Genomic DNA, 19,235 nt, shown 5'->3' with positions numbered 1-19,235 from the left:
ACAAACACCTAGCTTAATGCCCTAAAACCATTTAATTATTGAGCATTTTGGAGTATTAAATTCGGCATAATTTCATACAAATCAGAAATAGGATCTGAAATCCTTGAAACATTTAGGAGTTCAGTTGTAATTCGAACTCCTTCAGAAGTCTGAACTATCTTGATAGGCAATTGATTGGCTTTTGCTAAAACTACATTAAAAGATAAATCCTTAAAATTTGAATACAGTTTACCATCAACCTTTAAAGAGTCGTCTATAAATGTATACGTTTGAATAATTATTTCTTCGTCATTTGGATTTTGTGAATAATGTTTGAGCATAAAGCCATTGTCCGTTTTAATGTATTTACTAGAATCCAAGATATAATCATTTCTCCTCACATCATAACAGTATAGCTTTTCTAGGTTCTTCCATTTAGCACAGTTTTTATGGGTTGACTGATTATAAAATATATAACTCAAACCTTTGGGACCTGAACCATAATAATCAGAACGAATGCTTCCTTGACTACCATATATAACTTCAACACTATCTCCATATTTTTGTAAGAAATAATTTTGAGTTTCAATTGGCATTGACTGGTCTAAAATCTCAACATGAGTACTATAAGTCAATTTAAAGGCAAGCTTAGATTCTTCTTTACCACCACAAGAAAGTAAAATTTGCAATAATATAGCAATCCAAAGTACATTTCTCATATTCATAAAAATAGAAGAAAATCTAAGATCAACTAAATATCGAAGTAGGATATTCGTCTTTCCCATCATGAGCAAAAGCTGCTTTAAGTTGACCGTTTTCAAAAACTATATAGGTTGCGAAATCATCAGTAGGATAGTAAAAACCAACTTTCACATAATTATTTTTATACTGATGAATATCATCCCAAAGTAATTCAATTAGAATCCAATCATTTTCAATAAAGTTTCTCAAGAGATTCGACTCATCGACATTCAAAGAACGCAAAAGGAAGTCCATTTTAGTTTCTTCTAGAAGATAAGTTGATTTAAAAATATTGAATAAACGCTCTTCAATAAACTGATACTCTTCTTCTGACACAGCTAAAAATTCATTGATGGTTTGAATTATTCTAGGACTTATTTCGGAGGCATCATTGAGATAGGTATTAAACTCTATTTCATGCTTAAACACTGGACAATAATAGATAAACATACCACCATAAGTCCAGTCCATTAGTTTCAATAATTTTCTTTTCGTCAGCATTACTTATGGTTTATCAATACAAAAAAAAACCTCCTTTAATCAGATAAAAAAGGAGGTTTAAACATTCTCATTAAGTTTATCAACACTATTGAACTACAATCTTTTCTACGCGCATAAAACTTTCTTTACCAAGGCGTACAAGATAAATTCCAGGTGTTAATTTTGATTTATCAAAAGAAGTGATAATTGTTCCTTCCGTACTTTTTTTAGATTGACGTTCTATCAATTTCCCACTAATTTCAAATAAATCAATATACATTTCATCTGCTGTAGGTAGGTTATTTCCTTCTACTTTAATTTGGTCATCATTTTGAATAATGACCAAAGTTGGGTCTTTACTGCCTTCTTCATTTTCAACACTGACTTGTTCTTGAAGGTTAAATGAAAATATTCTTGTTTTTCTCACACCATTTGCCCCAATTGGTCCTCCATCTCCAATGTATTCACCTGTAAACCAAAATTCTTGACCGTTCGGAGAAAGCGACATATGAGAATAATCACCATATCTATTGGCATTAGATTGATAAATTTCACCTTTTTTAGCCCAAGTTTCAGTAAAAGTAAACTCACCTAATGGATCATTTGCCAATCTTCCAGTTGCTGCTAAACCTGGATATTCAGTTGGTCCGGAAACAGAATATCCCATACCGATATGACCATTGTAATCCATGGCGATACTTCCTAAAAAACGACTGTTTCCATCGGTTATAGCATAGGTACCTTGTTGGTGAATTGTCCAATTGCTATTATCATCATCTTGACGTAATTCATACCATCTGATTCCAGCAACATTATTATTATCTAAATCAACGACATTACACAGCAAAACCGTATTGTAAGTTGGCCACTTTAAGTATTGCGCTCTATAATTAAATACCGAAGCAATAGCGTCTAATCTTTGATTCGTGTTTTTTTGTTCTATATCATCCCAACTATTGGTAAACACAGCATTAAAAGGAGCGGTATCAATTTCCTGATCTACTGTAATTGAAGAGCTGTTTGGATTATTCCAGTCTATCTCCATTTTCAATACTTTGATATGGTCTGAAAATATAGAAGTACTCCAACCGTCATCTTGGAACAAAAACATACTGATTGGTGTTCCATACGGAGGCAAATCACCATCGGCATCTGCAGGAAGAACACTTCTAAAACCATATTGAGAAGTATATGATGGCAAATTCATTGAAATCATTGAAGCAGAAGGATCTCCAACCAACATTTTCTCACGTTCAAAAGCCACAACGTCCTTTCCTGAAGTGTTGGAAGTCATATAATAACCATCAGACCATACGGAGTATTTCGGGTAATCTGGAAAAGTGCTGAAAGAAAAAGAATAAGCATAATATGCACCTGTTGGGTCAGAGGTTTCAGAAACTGCTAGTAATATTTCATTCGATCCTGTTTGAAATTGAGTAACCACAAATCTTTCAGCATGTCTATCATACATTACAATTGGGTCGCCCGAATTACTCGAACCCGGCCACAAATCACTCAATTGAATAACTCCAGTAGCTGGAGAACCGTCTTTATTATAAACACGATATGCTGTATTTACTGCTTGAACATAATAATTTTCACTAACAGCTCCCGATGGATCTGGTGGAAAAGCACCATCCATTCCATCAAAGTTTTCAATCAAGTTTACTTCACCTCTAAATCTTTCTGCAGGACCAGGTGCTTTTGTTTTCAGCTTATATGCTAATGGATCGTATTTTTTTGGCAATGCCGTTGTATCAACATGTTCTGGCCTTACTCTATTTTTTCTAACTTTTGCTTCGTCATTATAATAAACAGCCGAGCTTTCATCGTGGATTTGTGGAAGTTCTCGCAATGGCTTAGTAAGTCCTAAAAATGTACCTTGTTTTTTAGTTGCTTTGGTCGTTTCATCCGATTGCGCAGAAACTTGAAATGTACTCATTGTAACTAAAAATGACACAAGAATGTAAAGATTTTTCATACCACAAAAATAAAATATTTTTCAAAAAAGTTAAGCCGTGTAGACTAAACATTTTAGAATGCTAAAATGTTGTGAGAAAATCATTTATTACAATAGACAAATTATAATTCATTCGTTTTGTCAAAATTAGGACAGTTAAAACAAAGATATTTAAATGGAAAAATACAAGTAACAAAAAATGCCATACTAAAAAGCATGACATTTCAACTATAATTAATTTATTTGGCAATCTACTTCGCGTAATTCACAGATCTTCTCTCTCGAATTAAAGTCACTTTCACCTGTCCTGGATAAGTCATTTCTGTTTGAATTTTTTGAGAAATCGCAAATGATAATTCATCCGCTTTCAAGTCAGAAACTTTCTCACTCTCTACCATAACTCGTAATTCTCTACCGGCTTGAATAGCGTAGGCTTTAATTACACCGTCATAAGAAAGGGCATGATTTTCCAATTCTTTAATTCTGTTGATATATGATTCAACAACTTCTCTACGTGCACCTGGACGCGCTCCAGAAATAGCATCTGCTACTTGTACAATAGGAGAAATCATTGCATTCATTTCAATCTCATCGTGGTGAGCACCGATAGCATTACAAACATCTGGTTTTTCACCAAACTTCTCTGCCAATTTCATTCCTAAAATTGCGTGTGGTAATTCTGGTTCATCTTCTGGAACTTTACCTATATCGTGTAAAAGTCCGGCACGTTTCGCCAATTTCACATTCAATCCTAATTCTGAAGCCATGATCGCACAAATGTTGGCTACCTCTCTACTGTGTTGTAATAAGTTTTGCCCGTAAGAAGAACGATATTTCATTCTACCTACCATTTTCAAAAGCTCTGGGTGTAAACCATGAATTCCTAAATCGATACAAGTTCTACGTCCTGTTTCTGCGATTTCATCATCTAATGATTTTCTCGTTTTTGCAACTACCTCTTCAATTCTTGCTGGGTGAATACGCCCATCAGAAACCAATTGGTGCATAGATAATCTTGCGATTTCTCTACGAATTGGATCAAAACAAGACAACAAAATAGCTTCTGGTGTATCATCTACAACAATCTCTACTCCTGTAGCTGATTCTAAAGCACGAATGTTTCGTCCTTCACGACCGATGATTCTACCTTTCACCTCATCTGAATCAATATTAAATACTGAAACTGAGTTTTCAATGGCTTGCTCATGTGCTACACGTTGAATCGATTGAATAATGATTTTTTTCGCTTCACGATTGGCATTTAGTTTTGCCTCATCGACGATGTCCTTAATGTGCGCCATTGCATCAGTTCTGGCTTCATCTTTTAAGGCCTCCATCAATTGTTTCTTCGCTTCCTCGACATCCATTCCTGAAATACGAGAAAGTTCTAAAACACGCTTATCTTGAATTTTTTCAAGCTCCTCTTGCTTTGTTACATTCAATTGAATCTTTTCATCAAGCGTCTTCGTTTTAGCATCTAAAGATTTTTCTTTTCGATTAAACTCTTCAATTTTCTTTGATAAGTTTTTGTCTTTAGCTTTAGCTCTATCTTCTGCCGACTGCAATTTACGCTCACGGTCTTTGATGGCTTTCTCATGATTTTGTTTCAAGTTTAAGAATTTTTCTTTTGCTTGAATAATCTTATCTTTTTTAATTGATTCTCCTTCCGTCTCTGCTTCATGAAGGATCTGTTCTTTCCTCTTTTTTAATAGCACATTTTGCACTAGTACAGCAACGACGGCACCGATAATCAGCCCAATGCTCACTCCTATTATTATTTCCATAGTTCTTAAAAATTAAAAATCCCACAGCTTAAAAAGCAATATTGCTTTTCAAAAAGTGGGAAACGTTTATTATAAATAAAATGCAAGTTACTTACTCTCCTTCAATACCTTCCGATAACGATTTTAGTGCTCCTAAAACATCTGATTTCAGAACTCTTTCTTTACCATCTGATGGCGCTGAATTAGCGCGTGTTGCCAGTTGCAATGAAGTCATTGCTAATAAATCTTGCATATCTTTTACTGCATAACTCTCTTGAAGCTTTTGAACATTTGTATTGATGTCCTCCACAGCTTTACGAACCAACTCCTCCTCACCTTCGTTGATGGTGAGTGGATAATTGCGTCCGGCAATCACTATTTTAATTGACACTTTACTCATTGTTATTTATGCTTTCAATCGACTTATACAGTCATCTATTTCCCTTACTAATGCGTCAACTTGAACTTCTTTTGATTTACGACTTTCTTGTTCCTTCGTAATCTGATCAATTTGTTGACGTTTTAAATCATCATACTTCTCTTTAAAGTCTTTAATTTCAACATCTCGTTGACTTAACTTCTCATTAAGTAACTTAATTTCTAAAACTAAATCTGCTTTTTCAGCATTCGCATTCTTCAAAGAAGATCGCATTTTAGCGACTTTCGTTTCAATCTCTGCTATGACTTTTTGAATTTCTTCCATTTCTTGTACGACTTTTACAAAGATAATATTCGTGTGCTTATAAAGCAATAAAATTTTGATTTGATTTATTTAAATTGATTCAAGCCAAAATCAACAAGAAAAACTTATTTATCGTAAAAATAAAAAAACACCTCAATCACAAGTAATTGAGGTGTTTTCAAAATATTACAACTTTTTAAGTTGAATAAAAATTCAATCTATTTGTTTAAATAATAAATGGATATCGGATACTTTACCAATAATTTTATTTATCTCTGAATGAAGTATTACCTCTCAGGCTTGGTTTATCACAAAGCTAGTTATAAAATTAAGTGTAATTAAAACATTCGACTTTACTAAAATTGTTAATTGAAAATAGATCTCTCATCGTTCCGATTTCGAGATGACTTAGTTATTTCGAACGACATTGTCGGAGAAATCTTTTTCCAATTAAAAGAAAACTAGTAAAGCTCCCGATATGCTTTAAACAAATTACATATTTCTTCTGTATTGTCCTCCAACATTAAACAGCGCATTGGTAATTTGTCCTAAAGAACAGAACTTACTTGCTTCCATCAATGTCTCAAACATATTTTCATTGTTCACGGCTGCATCCTGAAGAATGTTTAACCATTTCTCTGATTCTTCTTTTCTCGCTTCGTGCAAGTCAGCTAACATTGAAATTTGATATTGCTTCTCCTCTTCGGTTGCACGTACAACTTCTTTTGGTACAATCGTTGGCGAACCTTGAGAACTTTTGAATGTATTCACTCCAATGATTGGGAATTCCCCTGTATGCTTCAACGTTTCATAGTGTAATGACTCTTCTTGAATCTTAGAACGTTGATACATTGTTTCCATTGCACCAAGCACACCGCCTCTTTCTGTAATACGGTCAAACTCTGTCAACACTGCTTCTTCAACTAAGTCTGTTAATTCCTCAATAATGAAAGATCCTTGGATTGGGTTTTCATTTTTCGCTAAACCTAACTCTTTGTTGATGATTAACTGAATAGCCATTGCTCTACGTACAGAATTCTCTGTTGGTGTTGTAATTGCCTCATCATAAGCATTCGTATGTAATGAATTACAGTTGTCATAAATTGCATACAAAGCCTGTAATGTTGTGCGAATATCGTTGAAATCAATTTCTTGAGCGTGTAAAGAACGTCCAGAGGTTTGAATATGGTATTTCAACATTTGAGCACGTTTATTCGCTCCGTATTTCTCACGCATTGCTTTTGCCCAAATTCTTCTTGCTACACGACCAATCACAGCATATTCTGGATCAATTCCGTTTGAAAAGAAGAATGATAAATTCGGACCAAATGCATTGATGTCCATTCCACGGCTTAAGTAATATTCTACATAAGTAAATCCGTTTGAAAGCGTTAATGCCAATTGTGTAATTGGATTAGCTCCTGCTTCTGAAATATGGTATCCTGAAATAGATACAGAATAGAAATTCCTTACCTTTTCTTTAATGAAATACTCTTGAACATCTCCCATCAAACGCAATGCAAATTCTGTTGAGAAAATACATGTGTTTTGAGCTTGATCTTCTTTTAAAATATCTGCTTGAACTGTTCCACGAACAACAGCTAGTGTATCTTTCTTAATTTGAGCATAAACATCAGCTGGTAAAACTTGATCTCCTGTCAATCCTAGTAACATCAAACCTAAGCCATCATTTCCTTCAGGTAATTCACCTTGATATTTTGGTTGCTCTGTTCCTAATTCATTAAAAATTGATTTGATTTTCGCTTGAATCTCTTCTTCCATTCCATTGGCCTTGATGTATTTTTCACAGGCTTGGTCAATGGCAGCATTCATAAAGTAACCTAACAACATTGGTGCTGGACCGTTGATGGTCATTGAAACAGATGTTTTCGGATCACTTAAATCAAATCCTGAGTATAATTTTTTCGCATCATCTAAACAACAAATTGAAACTCCAGAGTTACCAATCTTCCCGTAAATATCTGGACGTTCCGCAGGGTCGTTTCCGTATAATGTTACTGAATCAAATGCTGTAGAAAGTCGTTTTGCAGGCATTCCTAAACTCACGTAGTGAAAACGTTTGTTTGTACGCTCTGGTCCTCCTTCTCCTGCAAACATTCTTGTTGGGTCTTCTCCCTCACGTTTGAAAGGGAATAATCCTGCTGTGTATGGGAATTCACCCGGTACATTTTCTTGTAGCAACCATTTTAAAATATCTCCCCATGAAGAATATTTTGGTAAGGCAATCTTTGGTATTTGTAGGTGAGAAAGTGATTCTGTATGTGTTTGAATCTTTAATTCTTTATCTCTCACTTTAAATTTAAAGACAGGATCTTTATATTTCTGTACTTTGTCGCCCCAAGTTTCAATGGCTTCCCAATTGTGAGGATTTAAGTCCATTTTCAACTTTTCAAAAGCTTCAGTCAATCCTTTCACCAATCGATCTTTGTCTTCCATTTCACTTTCTGAAATGGTATCCATTGATTTTTGAATTCCGTACAATTTATCTGCTACCGCTACTTGATTTTCAACCCAACGGTCATAATTTCTATTGTTTTCAGAAATTTCTGATAAATAACGTGTTCTTTCTGGTGGAATCACAAATATCTTCTCTGACATTTCATCTGTGATTTCAAAAGTAGACGTCAATTTTGATTCAGTTTTTTCATTCAATGTCTCAATCAAAACTTTATACAACTGATTCATTCCAGGATCGTTGAACTGCGAAGCGATTGTACCGTAAACAGGCATATCATCAACAGCGTCATCAAAACGCACATGATTTCTTTGGTATTGTTTACGTACATCCCTCAAAGCATCTAAAGCTCCACGTTTGTCAAATTTATTCAATGCAATTACATCGGCGAAATCAAGCATATCGATTTTCTCCAACTGTGTTGCAGCACCGTATTCTGGCGTCATCACATACAAACTTGCATCTGAATGGTCCATGATTTCTGTATCAGACTGACCAATACCAGAAGTTTCAAGGATAATTAAATCATATTCTGCTGCTTTAAGTACCAACAATGCCTCTGCAACATATTTAGAAAGTGCTAAATTAGATTGACGCGTTGCCAAAGAACGCATATAAACACGGTCACTAGAAATAGAGTTCATTCTAATTCTATCTCCAAGCAATGCTCCACCAGTTTTTCTCTTCGACGGATCTACAGAAACAACAGCGATGTGTTTATCTTCAAAATCGATTAGAAAACGACGCACTAATTCATCTACAAGTGATGACTTTCCAGCCCCACCTGTACCTGTAATACCAAGTACTGGAACATTTGCCTTTTCAGCCAATTCATGCATTTCATCTAGAAGTTGTTTAGATTCCTCTGGATGATTTTCTGCTGCTGAAATCACTTTTGCAATATCTGCGTCTTTCTTGTTTTTTAAGCTTTTAGGATCAACTTTTACATCTTTACCTACTGTAAAATCAGATTGTTCAATTAAATCATTGATCATTCCTTGCAATCCCATCTCACGACCATCATCTGGATGATAGATACGCGTGATTCCATATTCATGTAATTCTTTAATTTCATCAGGAAGGATTGTTCCACCACCACCTGCGAATATTTTGATTTGTGGCGCCCCTCTTTCTTGGAGCAAATCATACATGTATTTTAAATATTCTGTATGCCCTCCTTGGTAAGAAGTCATTGCAATAGCTTGCACATCCTCTTGAATAGCACAATTTACAACCTCATCAACACTTCTATCGTGTCCAAGGTGAATCACCTCACAACCTGAGGCTTGAATGATTCTACGCATTACGTTTATTGCTGCATCATGGCCATCAAAAAGTGAGGCTGCAGTAACTATTCTTACTTTATTCTTTGGTTTATAAGGTATAATTTTCTCCATAATTTTATTCTAATGAATACCCGCAAATATAAGGAGTTTATGGTGAAATTAATTACGAATTAGGAATTAATCAATTAGGAATGGTTTAATTACGAATTCACACAATCCTCCAATTCGTAATTCGTAATCCGTAATTCGTAATTGAACATTCGTAATTGATTAAAGGCTGAACACCATTTGAGTTATTTTTTTCTAAAATTAGTAGATACCACATACTCTACCATGATTCGAAAAACAGTTTTAACCGGAAAAGATCTCTCCGACAAAGTCGTTCGAGATGACCAGTCCAAAGAGATATTAAAGAAAAAAGTGTGGAGAAATTTAAACGACTTCCCCACCCAATTTTCCCCACACTTTTTTCAAACCAAACCACATAAGCGAGGTCATCTCGAAATCGGAACGATGAGAGAACTATTTCCAGCTAGAATTCTTAACCAAACTACTTTCAATGGATTTATTTAAATATGGATATTCGGTTGCGAATTCACACAATTCTCCAATTCGTAATCCGTAATTCGTAATTGAAAATCCATAATTAACTACGGGTTCATCACTTTTGTTTGATGGCGAATAGACTCTTGATGGATTGCGTCTAAAACACTGCGAAGAAAATCAATACTCAACTCTAACTGTTCAGCTTGAGCAAGGCGTTGTTCAATCATTTTCTTCCAATGTTCTGATTGTAGAATAGTAATGTTTTTCTCTTTCTTATACTCACCAATATCTCTTACAATCTCCATTCTTTCTTTGAGTAAGTTAAAAAGTTGGTTATCTATTTCTTCAATCTTTTTTCGTTGAATTCCTATAAAATCCAGTCCTTCAACATGAATATCGGCTTTTCTTAAAACCAATTGATCAAGTAATTCCTTTAATTGATTTGGAGTTATTTGTTGTTGTGCATCCGACCATGCTTTATCAGGATTATTATGGGTTTCAATCATCAAGCCAGCAAAATTCAAATCCATTGCCTTTTGCGCTATCGGAAACAATCCATCTCTTCTTCCTGAAATATGACTTGGGTCGCAAATCAATGGGATTTCAGGCATTTCTTCTGTTAACCCGATAGGAATCTCCCAATTCGGTACATTTCGATAACGCGGGTGTTTATAAACAGAAAAACCTCTGTGGATAGCAATCAAATCATTGATTCCCGCCTTTTGAAAACGCTCAAATGCACCAATCCAAAGCATTAAATCTGGATTGATCGGGTTTTTTATCATAACAGTGATATCAGTTCCTTGAACAGCATCGGCAATTTCTTGCACCGCAAAAGGATTCACTGCAGTTCGGGCGCCAATCCAAAGCACATCAACTCCTGCTTTCAAGGCTGCTTCAACATGAATCGCATTGGCCACTTCTGTTGTAACTGGAACTCCAACTTCTTTTCCAGCATTTACCAACCAAGGCAAACCAATCGCTCCTATTCCTTCAAATGAATTAGGTCGTGTTCTTGGCTTCCAAATCCCACCACGGATAAGTGCAGGTTGAAGCTCCGAAAGGTCTTGGGCCACTTGCATCATTTGCTCCTCACTCTCCACACTGCATGGACCAGCGATTAAAAAAGGACGCTTATATTTTTTCAGATTATGCTGTAAATCTAATTTCATTGGATATTTTCGATTATAAAAGTCACATCATTTAAATCATGACTTCAAGAGCTAATTCAACCCTTTAATTGGATTTAAGTAAAAGGTCTTCACTACCAAGAAACTTTAGAAAATGCTCCGGAAGTGAGCGCCAAAGTATCAGAATAGTTTGATGTTTTATGAAACTTTGCTTTAAAGAATCCAGACATTTCTTTATTCACCGTATCTACCTCCGAAAAAACAACTACTCCCTCATAAAGTTCAAGGAATTGCTCTCCATTCTTCGTTCCGTTTGAATTCATCTCAAGCACTTGATGACTTCCCAAGGATTCATCAGCTCCTAAATTGAGATTAAAGGTCAAACTATCATTAAAAAATGTGAGGATATAATTAGCGTTTTTAGCAATTCCAAAATCTGTAAAACTAACGCTTTCTCCATTTACTTTAGCAGAAACATAATGATCGATAACTGTTGGTTCGAAATCACAAGGAGGACAAACACCGCCACAATCAACTTTTTCTTCTTTTTCTGGAGTAAATTTCCCATCTGAACAAGATTGCTCTTCTTTATCACAAGAAAACATTAAAAAACAAACAAAAACATATATTGATAAATTGAACTTCATACTTTTCGTAGATTACTTATTATATTTGCATAAAAGTCAAATATACTGAAAATACCCACAACATACAAAACCTTAAAAGGCACTTCTGAAGGACAGTACAAAGAAAAAGGATCCAAGTTTATTGGAATCGCAATCAACTGCGAAAACGAAGATGAAGCCAAAGAAATTCTTGCAAAATGGAACAACGAACACCACCAAGCAAGACATTTATGCTATGCTTACAGGTTCGGAATCATGAAAGATCTTTATCGTGCAAACGATGATGGAGAACCAAGTAATTCGGCTGGAGCTCCTATTTTAGGACAAATACAATCCTATGATTTAACCAATGTTTTAATTGGAGTAGTTCGCTATTATGGAGGAACAAAACTAGGTGTCGGTGGATTAATCAACGCATACAGAACAGCAGCGAAAGAAGCACTTGAAAACGGAAAAATCATTACAGAAGTGGTGAAAGACCGTTTTGAATTATTCTTTGATTATCAAGATATGGCTTTGATTATGGATGTGGTGAAAGACAATAACGCAAAAATCAACAAGCAAGTTTTTGAAAACGATTGCTATTTAAGTATTGCAATAGAAATTGACGGAACTGCACTCCTATTGGAGAAACTAAAAGGATTTGAATCTTTAAAAATTGAAAAAATTGGCACATTTTAAACCAGAGTTACTAGAAAAATTAATAGAAGTTCGAGGAACTTCCGGAGACGAAGGAGCAATCAAAGATTTCATCCTTAATTATGTCAATGAAAACAAAGCAAATTGGAAAAGTGAAGTAGAAGTTCATCATGGTGAAGGCTTTCAAGACGCAATTGTATTGATTTTCGGAAAACCAAGAACTGCGATTTTCGCTCATACCGACACCATAGGGTTTACGGTTGGATACAACAATAACTTAATTAAAATTGGTGGTCCACGTACCATTGACGGAATGAAACTCGTTGGTAGCGACAGTCAAGGTGAAATCGAAACAGAATTGATGGTGATTGAAGACGATGAAGGTAACACAACTTTAAAATATGTTTTTGATCGTGAGATTGACAGAGGAACCAACTTAAGTTTTAAACCTGACTTCAATTTAACTGATCAACACGTTCAAACACCATATTTAGACAATCGTTTAGGTGTTTTAAATGCGCTAACAGTTTGTGAGGACTTAGAAAATGGAGCTGTCGTATTTTCTACTTACGAAGAACACGGAGGCGGTTCTGTAGGCTTCTTAGGACGCTTTCTTTATGATAATTACAAAGTTCGTCAAGCCCTAATTTCAGACATCACTTGGGTAACAGATGGTGTTCAACACGATGGAGGTGTTGCGATTTCGATGCGTGACAAAGCCATTCCGAGAAGAAGCTTCTTGAATAAAATTATTGCGCTTGCAAAAGAAAACAAGATTAAATATCAGTTAGAAGTTGAATCTGCTGGAGGAAGTGATGGCTCAATGCTACAAATGACAGATCTACCATTTGACTGGTGTTTTATTGGCGCACCAGAAGACAATGTCCACTCGCCTACCGAAAAAGTATATATTTCAGATATCGAAGCAATGATTGAATTGTATAAAGTTTTAATGAAAGAGATTTAGATTATTCAATTACGATCCGATAGTTTTCGGATTATTTTTCATTCTTAATTTTTTCACTTTTCATTTAAAAAATATTAAATCACTATATTTGAGTAATTGACAAAAATTTTAAAACGATGATAAAAAATAAAAACCTAAAATATCTATTTGTTGGAGCAGTTTTTTCACTCGCTTCTTGTGCGCCTATTTACAAATGTGGAGAACCTCGTCCAGAAGGTGGAATTCAAGGAAGCAGTCGTTTAATGGATGTGGTTGAAGAACGTGATGATCTTTGTGAAACAGTAAGTATTAAAACAGAAGAGAATGAGTTCTTGGTGAAAACCAATCAAAAACTTGAAATTGAGAACGACAGTTTATCTTCAACCAACAAAGAACTTAAACACAAATACAACACCACCAAAGAAGACTTAGTGTCTTTGGAGAAAGAACACATGGATTTAAGCCAACGCTATTCTGAAGCCATTACTGAAAAACTTAATCAAGGACACCTTTTTGATGAAAGACTCAAAGAAAAAGAGCGCCACCTAGCCATGAAAGAGGAAGCACTGAGCGAAAGGGAACAAGAAATCAAAGCTTTAGAACAAGAAATTGCAAAACAAGATTCAATTGCCGAACGTTTAAACCGTGTTTTAAGAGAAGCCTTACTCGGTTTTGATAGCGATGAACTAACTACTGAAATCAAGAACGGTAAAATCTATGTTTCAATGTCAGATAAATTGATGTTTAAATCTGGAAAAGCAAATGTTCAAGACAAAGGATTAGAGGCCTTAAAAGCATTAGGAGATGTTTTAAAGAAAAACAAAGAATTCCAAATTTTAGTTGAAGGACACACAGACAGTATTCCAATTAAAACAGCGCAATACAAAGACAATTGGGATTTAAGTGTTGCAAGAGCAACTTCGATGGTTCGAATTTTACAAAGCGAACACGGTTTGAATCCAGATCGACTAACAGCTTCTGGAAGAGGAGAATTTGACCCTAGAGCAAGCAACGAAACTGCTGAAGGAAGAGCAAAAAATAGAAGAACTGAAATTATTTTATCCCCAGACCTTAGTGAAGTAATGGAATTGATTGAGAAATAAAGGAAGTTAATTACGATCCGATAGTTATCGGATTACGAATGGTTTAATTACTCATTAATAACTTTTCATTCTTCAGTATTTAAATATCGATTGACTCCATCACCTCAAAACTAGGAATTTCAGATCGGTACAAAATTTCACCAGTGGATTGATTTACATGAGCAACAATTGTATTCAATCCGTTGGTGAGAATTAGCCAACTGACTTTTAGCTTGAAATTGTATTGTGCAATTTGATGCAACACAGCTTCATTCAATTTTACCTTTGGTGCTTTACACTCAACAATTGCCACTGCTTTTCCTTGCCGATCAAACACTACTCCATCACAACGACGCAACATTCCATTGACCTCAATTGCATACTCTGAAGCAATTAAAGGAAGTGGAACTTGACAATATTCGTTTAAATAATGTAAAACATGTTGTCTCACCCATTCTTCAGGCGTCAACAATAATTTTCTTTTACGAAATTCATCCCACACAAAAACATCACCACCCTTTTTCGTGAGTTTTAGCACCGTCTTTGGAAAATTCAATGGAGTTAGCATTTTGCAAAAGTAAAATTTAAACGCAATTCCAACAGTATAAACCTCACCTTTCATACGATACTCCTTCTTTTTAATCTAAAACTAAAATGTTCAAGCCCCTCCTACTTATTTCATAAGATTAAATAAATAATTTCATTAAATATTCGATAATATTAGTTATGTTTGCATTCCTAAAATAACAACACAATGCCTTGGTATGTGCTTATAACGAAACCTAAATGTGAAAAGAAAGTGGAATCCCGCTTACTTCAACAAGGAATTGAAGCATATTGCCCCACCAGAATCGAACGTAGACAATGGAGCGACCGAATAAAAAAGGTTGAAACTCCAATGCTCCCATCGATGTTACTGGTTAATTTGAAGGACAATGAACGCGATCTCGTTTTTGAAGTCCCAGGCGTATTGCGTTATTTATTTTGGTTGGGGAAACCCGCCGAAGTGAGCCAGCAGGAAGTTGACGTATTGAATGAAATGAGTGAAAACCACGCCAATATTGTGTCGGTTGATAAAATCAAAGAAGGAAGCGAAATTGATGTTACCAACTTTGGAACCGAAACAAAAAAAGGTGTAGTAAAAAAGATCTCAGGAAATCAATGCTGGGTCCTGTTGAAAAACTTAGGATATATAGTGAGACTAAAATTATAATGTTTTTATAATCGCGTTTCATCTTAAAATAATACGGAAAAAACAATGCTAGGCTTTTTTTTCTTAGTATTGCAAACCCTTTTTTAATCAACACATTACAAATGGAAATGTGACTGATAATGGCGAAGCCGTGGGAAGTCAGTATTGAGCAAGAGTATTGAGCAAGACAAGAGTTTTGAGCAAGAAGATTTAGTAAACAATTTAATTCCTTAACTAAACTTAATAAATCATAATATTAAAAACGAAGGAATTCATACTTCTCCGTCAGCTGACGGGAGGACAAGGGGAGGAAGCTAAAACATCTTCCAAAAATTAATAAAGGAAAAGGAGGAAAAAAGACTCAATCGGCCAACAAAAAGATTTCTCCTCAACTTCGTTCGTCGAAATGACATATTGAACTATTCGATCATCGTCGCGCTCCGCGCGACGAGAAACACCTCAGGAAAATTGTCATTTCGAACAACATATAATGTTGGAGAAAACTAGTTAAAAGCTAAAAGCTTACAGCCATTAGCATAAAAAAATGATAGAACAATTTACACAACTCAAAAATAAAAAGGTTTTAGTAACCGGTGGAGCAGGTTTTATCGGTTCTAACTTGTGCGAAAGACTACTAAAAACTGGAGTTTTAGTGACTTGTCTTGACAATTTATCAACTGGACATAAGCACAACATCGAGCCTTTTATGAGTAATGACAATTTCACTTTTATCCAAGGAGATATTAGAGATTTGGAAACTTGTCACAAAGCGTGTAAAGATCAAGATTTCGTATTACATCAAGCAGCATTAGGTTCTGTACCGCGTTCAATCAATGACCCAATAAAAACAAACGAAGTTAACATTGGAGGATTCTTAAATATGCTGGTTGCTGCAAGAGACGCTGAAGTAAAACGTTTTGTTTACGCTGCAAGTAGCTCTACTTATGGTGATTCTGAAAACTTACCAAAAGTTGAAAATATTATTGGAAAGCCATTGTCTCCTTATGCTATCACTAAATATGTCAATGAATTATATGCTGACAATTTCTTTGCGACCTATGGCCTAAACACGATTGGACTACGTTATTTCAACGTTTTCGGAAGAAGACAAGATCCTAATGGGGCATACGCAGCAGTAATTCCTCTATTTGTGAAACAATTTATGGAGCACGAAAGTCCAATCATTAATGGAGATGGAACTTACTCTAGAGACTTTACTTACATCGACAACGTAATTCAAATGAATTTACGCGCCATAACCACTGAAAATAAAGAAGCGCTGAACCAAGTTTACAATACAGCAGTTGGGGATCGCACTACCCTAGTTCAATTAACAGAATTACTTAAAAAACACTTAACAAAATTTGATGAAGCAATAGCTCATGTTGAAATCAAACATGGTCCAAATCGTAAGGGAGATATTCCACACTCTTTGGCCAGCATCGACAAAGCAAAGGATTTATTAGGGTATATACCTAGTCATAAAATCGAAGATGGAATTGAAGAGGCTGTTGAATGGTACTGGAATAATTTGAAGTAAATTCAAATTACAGTTTCGAGCAAGAGTATTGAGTAAAGAGGTGAAAAACTATACTTTTATTTAGATTGACAAATATAAAACTCGGCATTTACGGTCCCAGAGCTTGCCGAATGGACCGCAAATACAGAGCAAGAATAACCAAACAAACAAACCGACAGAAATCAGATACACAAAAAAACAAATAACCGACTTTACGAATTAACGACTATACAAATTAACAATTCACTCAATAATAGATTCAGTCAGTTGACTGAGAACTTCTCCTCACTTCGTTCGTCGAAATGACATCTGTTAAGGGGTATAAATCGTCGCGCAATGCGCGACGACGACCAAAACAAAAAATATAAAGTAAGAGTAAGCAAATAAACAAACCGACAGAAATCGGATACACAAAAAAACAAATAACCGACTTTACGAATTAACGACTATACAAATTAACGAATAACCGAATCAACAAACTTACAGTACACTAAAATTAGATTTCTCCTAACTTCGTTCGTCGAAATGACAGTAGTTGTGGGAGATCAATCGTCGCGACAAGCGCGACGACGGTCAAAACAAAGAATATAAAGTAAACAACTTAACAAACCAACTTGAGAACTAACATAAAAAAAAATGAAAGATAAAGTTGCAGTAATAGGATTAGGATATGTAGGACTTCCATTAGCACGTTTATTGGCTACAAAATATCCTGTAATTGGATTTGATATAAACGAGGCTAGAATTAAGGAATTAAATGATGGTCATGATGCTACTTTAGAAGTGGCGGATGATTTATTGAAATCTGTATTGGTAGAAGATCACAATATGGAAACAGGATTATTCAATTCTGCGAACTTAGAAGACATTAAAGATTGTAATTATTACATCGTTACTGTCCCTACTCCTGTTGACAAACACAACAAACCAGATTTAACACCTTTATACAAGTCTTCTGAGACGGTTGGAAAGGTGCTTTCTAAAGGGGATATTGTCATTTATGAATCTACAGTTTACCCTGGTGTAACGGAAGATGAATGTGTTCCTGTACTGGAAAAAGTGAGTGGTTTAAAATTTAATGAAGACTTTTTTGCAGGTTATTCTCCAGAGAGAATTAATCCGGGAGACAAAGAACATACAGTCGAGAAAATATTAAAAGTGACTTCTGGTTCAACTCCAGAAATCGGAGAAAAAGTTGATGCATTATACAACAGCGTTATTACAGCTGGAACGCATTTGGCACCTACCATTAAAGTAGCAGAAGCTTCTAAAGTAATTGAAAATTCACAACGTGACATCAATATTGCTTTTGTTAATGAATTGGCGAAAATCTTTAACCGAATGGAAATTGATACCAATGCGGTTTTGGAAGCTGCTGGAACAAAATGGAACTTTTTACCATTTAAACCAGGATTAGTAGGAGGACACTGTATCGGAGTTGATCCTTATTACTTAGCACAAAAAGCACAAGAATTAGGATACCACCCCGAAATTATTCTCGCAGGAAGACGTATGAATGATTCTATGGGCGCTTACGTTGCCTCTGAAGTGGTCAAATTAATGTTGAACAACGACCAAAAAGTGAAAGGCTCTAAAATTCTAGTGATGGGAATTACTTTTAAGGAAAATTGTCCTGATGTTCGTAATACAAAGGTTGTTGATGTAATCAGAGAATTGCAACAATTCGGAACTAAGGTAACTATTTTTGATCCTTTAGCTAATCCAGAAGAAGTTGCTCACGAATACAACTTAACAACAACCCAAGAATTGCCTTCAGCTACTTTTGACGCTATTGTTTTGGCTGTTCCACATAAAGAATTCTTAAGTATCGACATCGATCAATTGAAAAACGAAAAAGGAATCTTGTATGATGTGAAAGGAGTGGTTAAAAATGCTACAAGTAAATTGTAATTGCATTGTTAAACAATTAACAAACAAATTTACAACTTTACAAAAAACGAATTAACATTTTTAGGATAAGATTTCTCCTAACTTCGTTCGTCGAAATGACAGCAGTTGTGGGTGGTGAATCGTCGCGACAGACGCGACGAAGACCAGAACACTGAATATAAAGTAAGAGTAAACAAATAAACGACTTAACGAATAACCAAATTTACAAAAAACCGACTTTTCAAATTAACAAATAACCGACTACACGACTTTAGGAATAACCAACTTAACGACTAAA

The 19,235-nt window shown here is 35.2% G+C and carries 16 protein-coding genes; 6 read left to right on the top strand and 10 right to left on the bottom strand.

The genetic code is table 11. From position 1 onward, the window contains the following. Positions 1–35 precede the first annotated feature (35 nt). From DXU93_RS07430 to DXU93_RS07385, 9 genes are all read right to left on the bottom strand, one after another. Positions 36–698 carry a hypothetical protein gene (locus DXU93_RS07430; RefSeq protein ID WP_123776079.1) on the bottom strand — a complete coding sequence of 221 codons (663 nt, stop codon included), beginning with the start codon at positions 696–698 and terminating at the stop codon, positions 36–38. Positions 699–726: 28 nt separating this feature from the next. Next, positions 727–1,221 (bottom strand): hypothetical protein, encoded by a 495-nt coding sequence (locus tag DXU93_RS07425; RefSeq protein WP_116880639.1) that lies wholly within the window; start codon positions 1,219–1,221, stop codon positions 727–729. 85 nt (positions 1,222–1,306) lie between these two features. Then, complete coding sequence (locus tag DXU93_RS07420; RefSeq protein ID WP_116880638.1) at positions 1,307–3,181, bottom strand: T9SS type A sorting domain-containing protein; 1,875 nt, start codon at positions 3,179–3,181, stop codon at positions 1,307–1,309. Positions 3,182–3,411: 230 nt separating this feature from the next. Continuing rightward, a complete protein-coding gene (gene rny, locus DXU93_RS07415; RefSeq protein WP_116880637.1) occupies positions 3,412–4,944 on the bottom strand; it encodes a ribonuclease Y in 1,533 nt (510 codons plus the stop codon). 91 nt (positions 4,945–5,035) lie between these two features. Next, a complete protein-coding gene (locus DXU93_RS07410; RefSeq protein ID WP_116880636.1) occupies positions 5,036–5,323 on the bottom strand; it encodes a cell division protein ZapA in 288 nt (95 codons plus the stop codon). Positions 5,324–5,329: 6 nt separating this feature from the next. Continuing rightward, positions 5,330–5,626: a hypothetical protein gene (locus tag DXU93_RS07405; RefSeq protein WP_116880635.1), complete on the bottom strand. Its 297-nt coding sequence runs from the start codon at positions 5,624–5,626 to the stop codon at positions 5,330–5,332. A 471-nt stretch (positions 5,627–6,097) separates the two neighbouring features. Then, entirely contained in the window at positions 6,098–9,478 is a 3,381-nt protein-coding gene (locus DXU93_RS07400; protein ID WP_116880634.1) for a methylmalonyl-CoA mutase family protein, read from the bottom strand. 539 nt (positions 9,479–10,017) lie between these two features. After that, positions 10,018–11,085 (bottom strand): bifunctional 3-deoxy-7-phosphoheptulonate synthase/chorismate mutase type II, encoded by a 1,068-nt coding sequence (locus DXU93_RS07390; RefSeq protein ID WP_116880632.1) that lies wholly within the window; start codon positions 11,083–11,085, stop codon positions 10,018–10,020. 92 nt (positions 11,086–11,177) lie between these two features. Continuing rightward, complete coding sequence (locus DXU93_RS07385) at positions 11,178–11,690, bottom strand: hypothetical protein (RefSeq protein WP_123776078.1); 513 nt, start codon at positions 11,688–11,690, stop codon at positions 11,178–11,180. 42 nt (positions 11,691–11,732) lie between these two features. Here DXU93_RS07385 and DXU93_RS07380 point away from each other — a divergent pair, with 42 nt between their 5' ends. The 3 genes from DXU93_RS07380 to DXU93_RS07370 all read left to right on the top strand — a co-directional run bounded on the left by DXU93_RS07380 (position 11,733) and on the right by DXU93_RS07370 (position 14,357). Then, positions 11,733–12,350 carry an IMPACT family protein gene (locus tag DXU93_RS07380; RefSeq protein ID WP_116880630.1) on the top strand — a complete coding sequence of 206 codons (618 nt, stop codon included), beginning with the start codon at positions 11,733–11,735 and terminating at the stop codon, positions 12,348–12,350. Further along, the gene (locus DXU93_RS07375; protein ID WP_116880686.1) at positions 12,337–13,275 is read left to right on the top strand and encodes a M20/M25/M40 family metallo-hydrolase; all 939 of its coding nucleotides are present in this window, start codon (positions 12,337–12,339) and stop codon (positions 13,273–13,275) included. Before DXU93_RS07380 ends, DXU93_RS07375 begins: the two co-directional genes overlap by 14 nt. A 116-nt stretch (positions 13,276–13,391) precedes the next feature. Next, positions 13,392–14,357 (top strand): OmpA family protein, encoded by a 966-nt coding sequence (locus DXU93_RS07370; RefSeq protein WP_116880629.1) that lies wholly within the window; start codon positions 13,392–13,394, stop codon positions 14,355–14,357. Positions 14,358–14,436: 79 nt separating this feature from the next. Here DXU93_RS07370 and DXU93_RS07365 read toward each other — a convergent pair whose 3' ends face one another. Next, positions 14,437–14,958 carry a type I restriction enzyme HsdR N-terminal domain-containing protein gene (locus tag DXU93_RS07365; protein ID WP_116880628.1) on the bottom strand — a complete coding sequence of 174 codons (522 nt, stop codon included), beginning with the start codon at positions 14,956–14,958 and terminating at the stop codon, positions 14,437–14,439. Between the two features lie 132 nt (positions 14,959–15,090). Between DXU93_RS07365 and DXU93_RS07360 the strand changes: the two genes are divergently transcribed. From DXU93_RS07360 to DXU93_RS07350, 3 genes are all read left to right on the top strand, one after another. Continuing rightward, positions 15,091–15,549, top strand: coding sequence for a UpxY family transcription antiterminator (locus DXU93_RS07360; protein WP_116880627.1), 459 nt, complete (start codon positions 15,091–15,093; stop codon positions 15,547–15,549). A gap of 523 nt (positions 15,550–16,072) precedes the next feature. Continuing rightward, positions 16,073–17,068: an SDR family oxidoreductase gene (locus tag DXU93_RS07355; RefSeq protein ID WP_116880626.1), complete on the top strand. Its 996-nt coding sequence runs from the start codon at positions 16,073–16,075 to the stop codon at positions 17,066–17,068. A 615-nt stretch (positions 17,069–17,683) separates the two neighbouring features. Further along, positions 17,684–18,958 carry a nucleotide sugar dehydrogenase gene (locus DXU93_RS07350; RefSeq protein WP_116880625.1) on the top strand — a complete coding sequence of 425 codons (1,275 nt, stop codon included), beginning with the start codon at positions 17,684–17,686 and terminating at the stop codon, positions 18,956–18,958. The last annotated feature ends 277 nt before the right edge of the window (positions 18,959–19,235 follow it).

The organism is Brumimicrobium aurantiacum (assembly GCF_003402975.1).
Taxonomy (GTDB): domain Bacteria; phylum Bacteroidota; class Bacteroidia; order Flavobacteriales_D; family Crocinitomicaceae; genus Brumimicrobium; species Brumimicrobium aurantiacum.
This window is presented reverse-complemented; position numbering and strand designations above follow the sequence as displayed.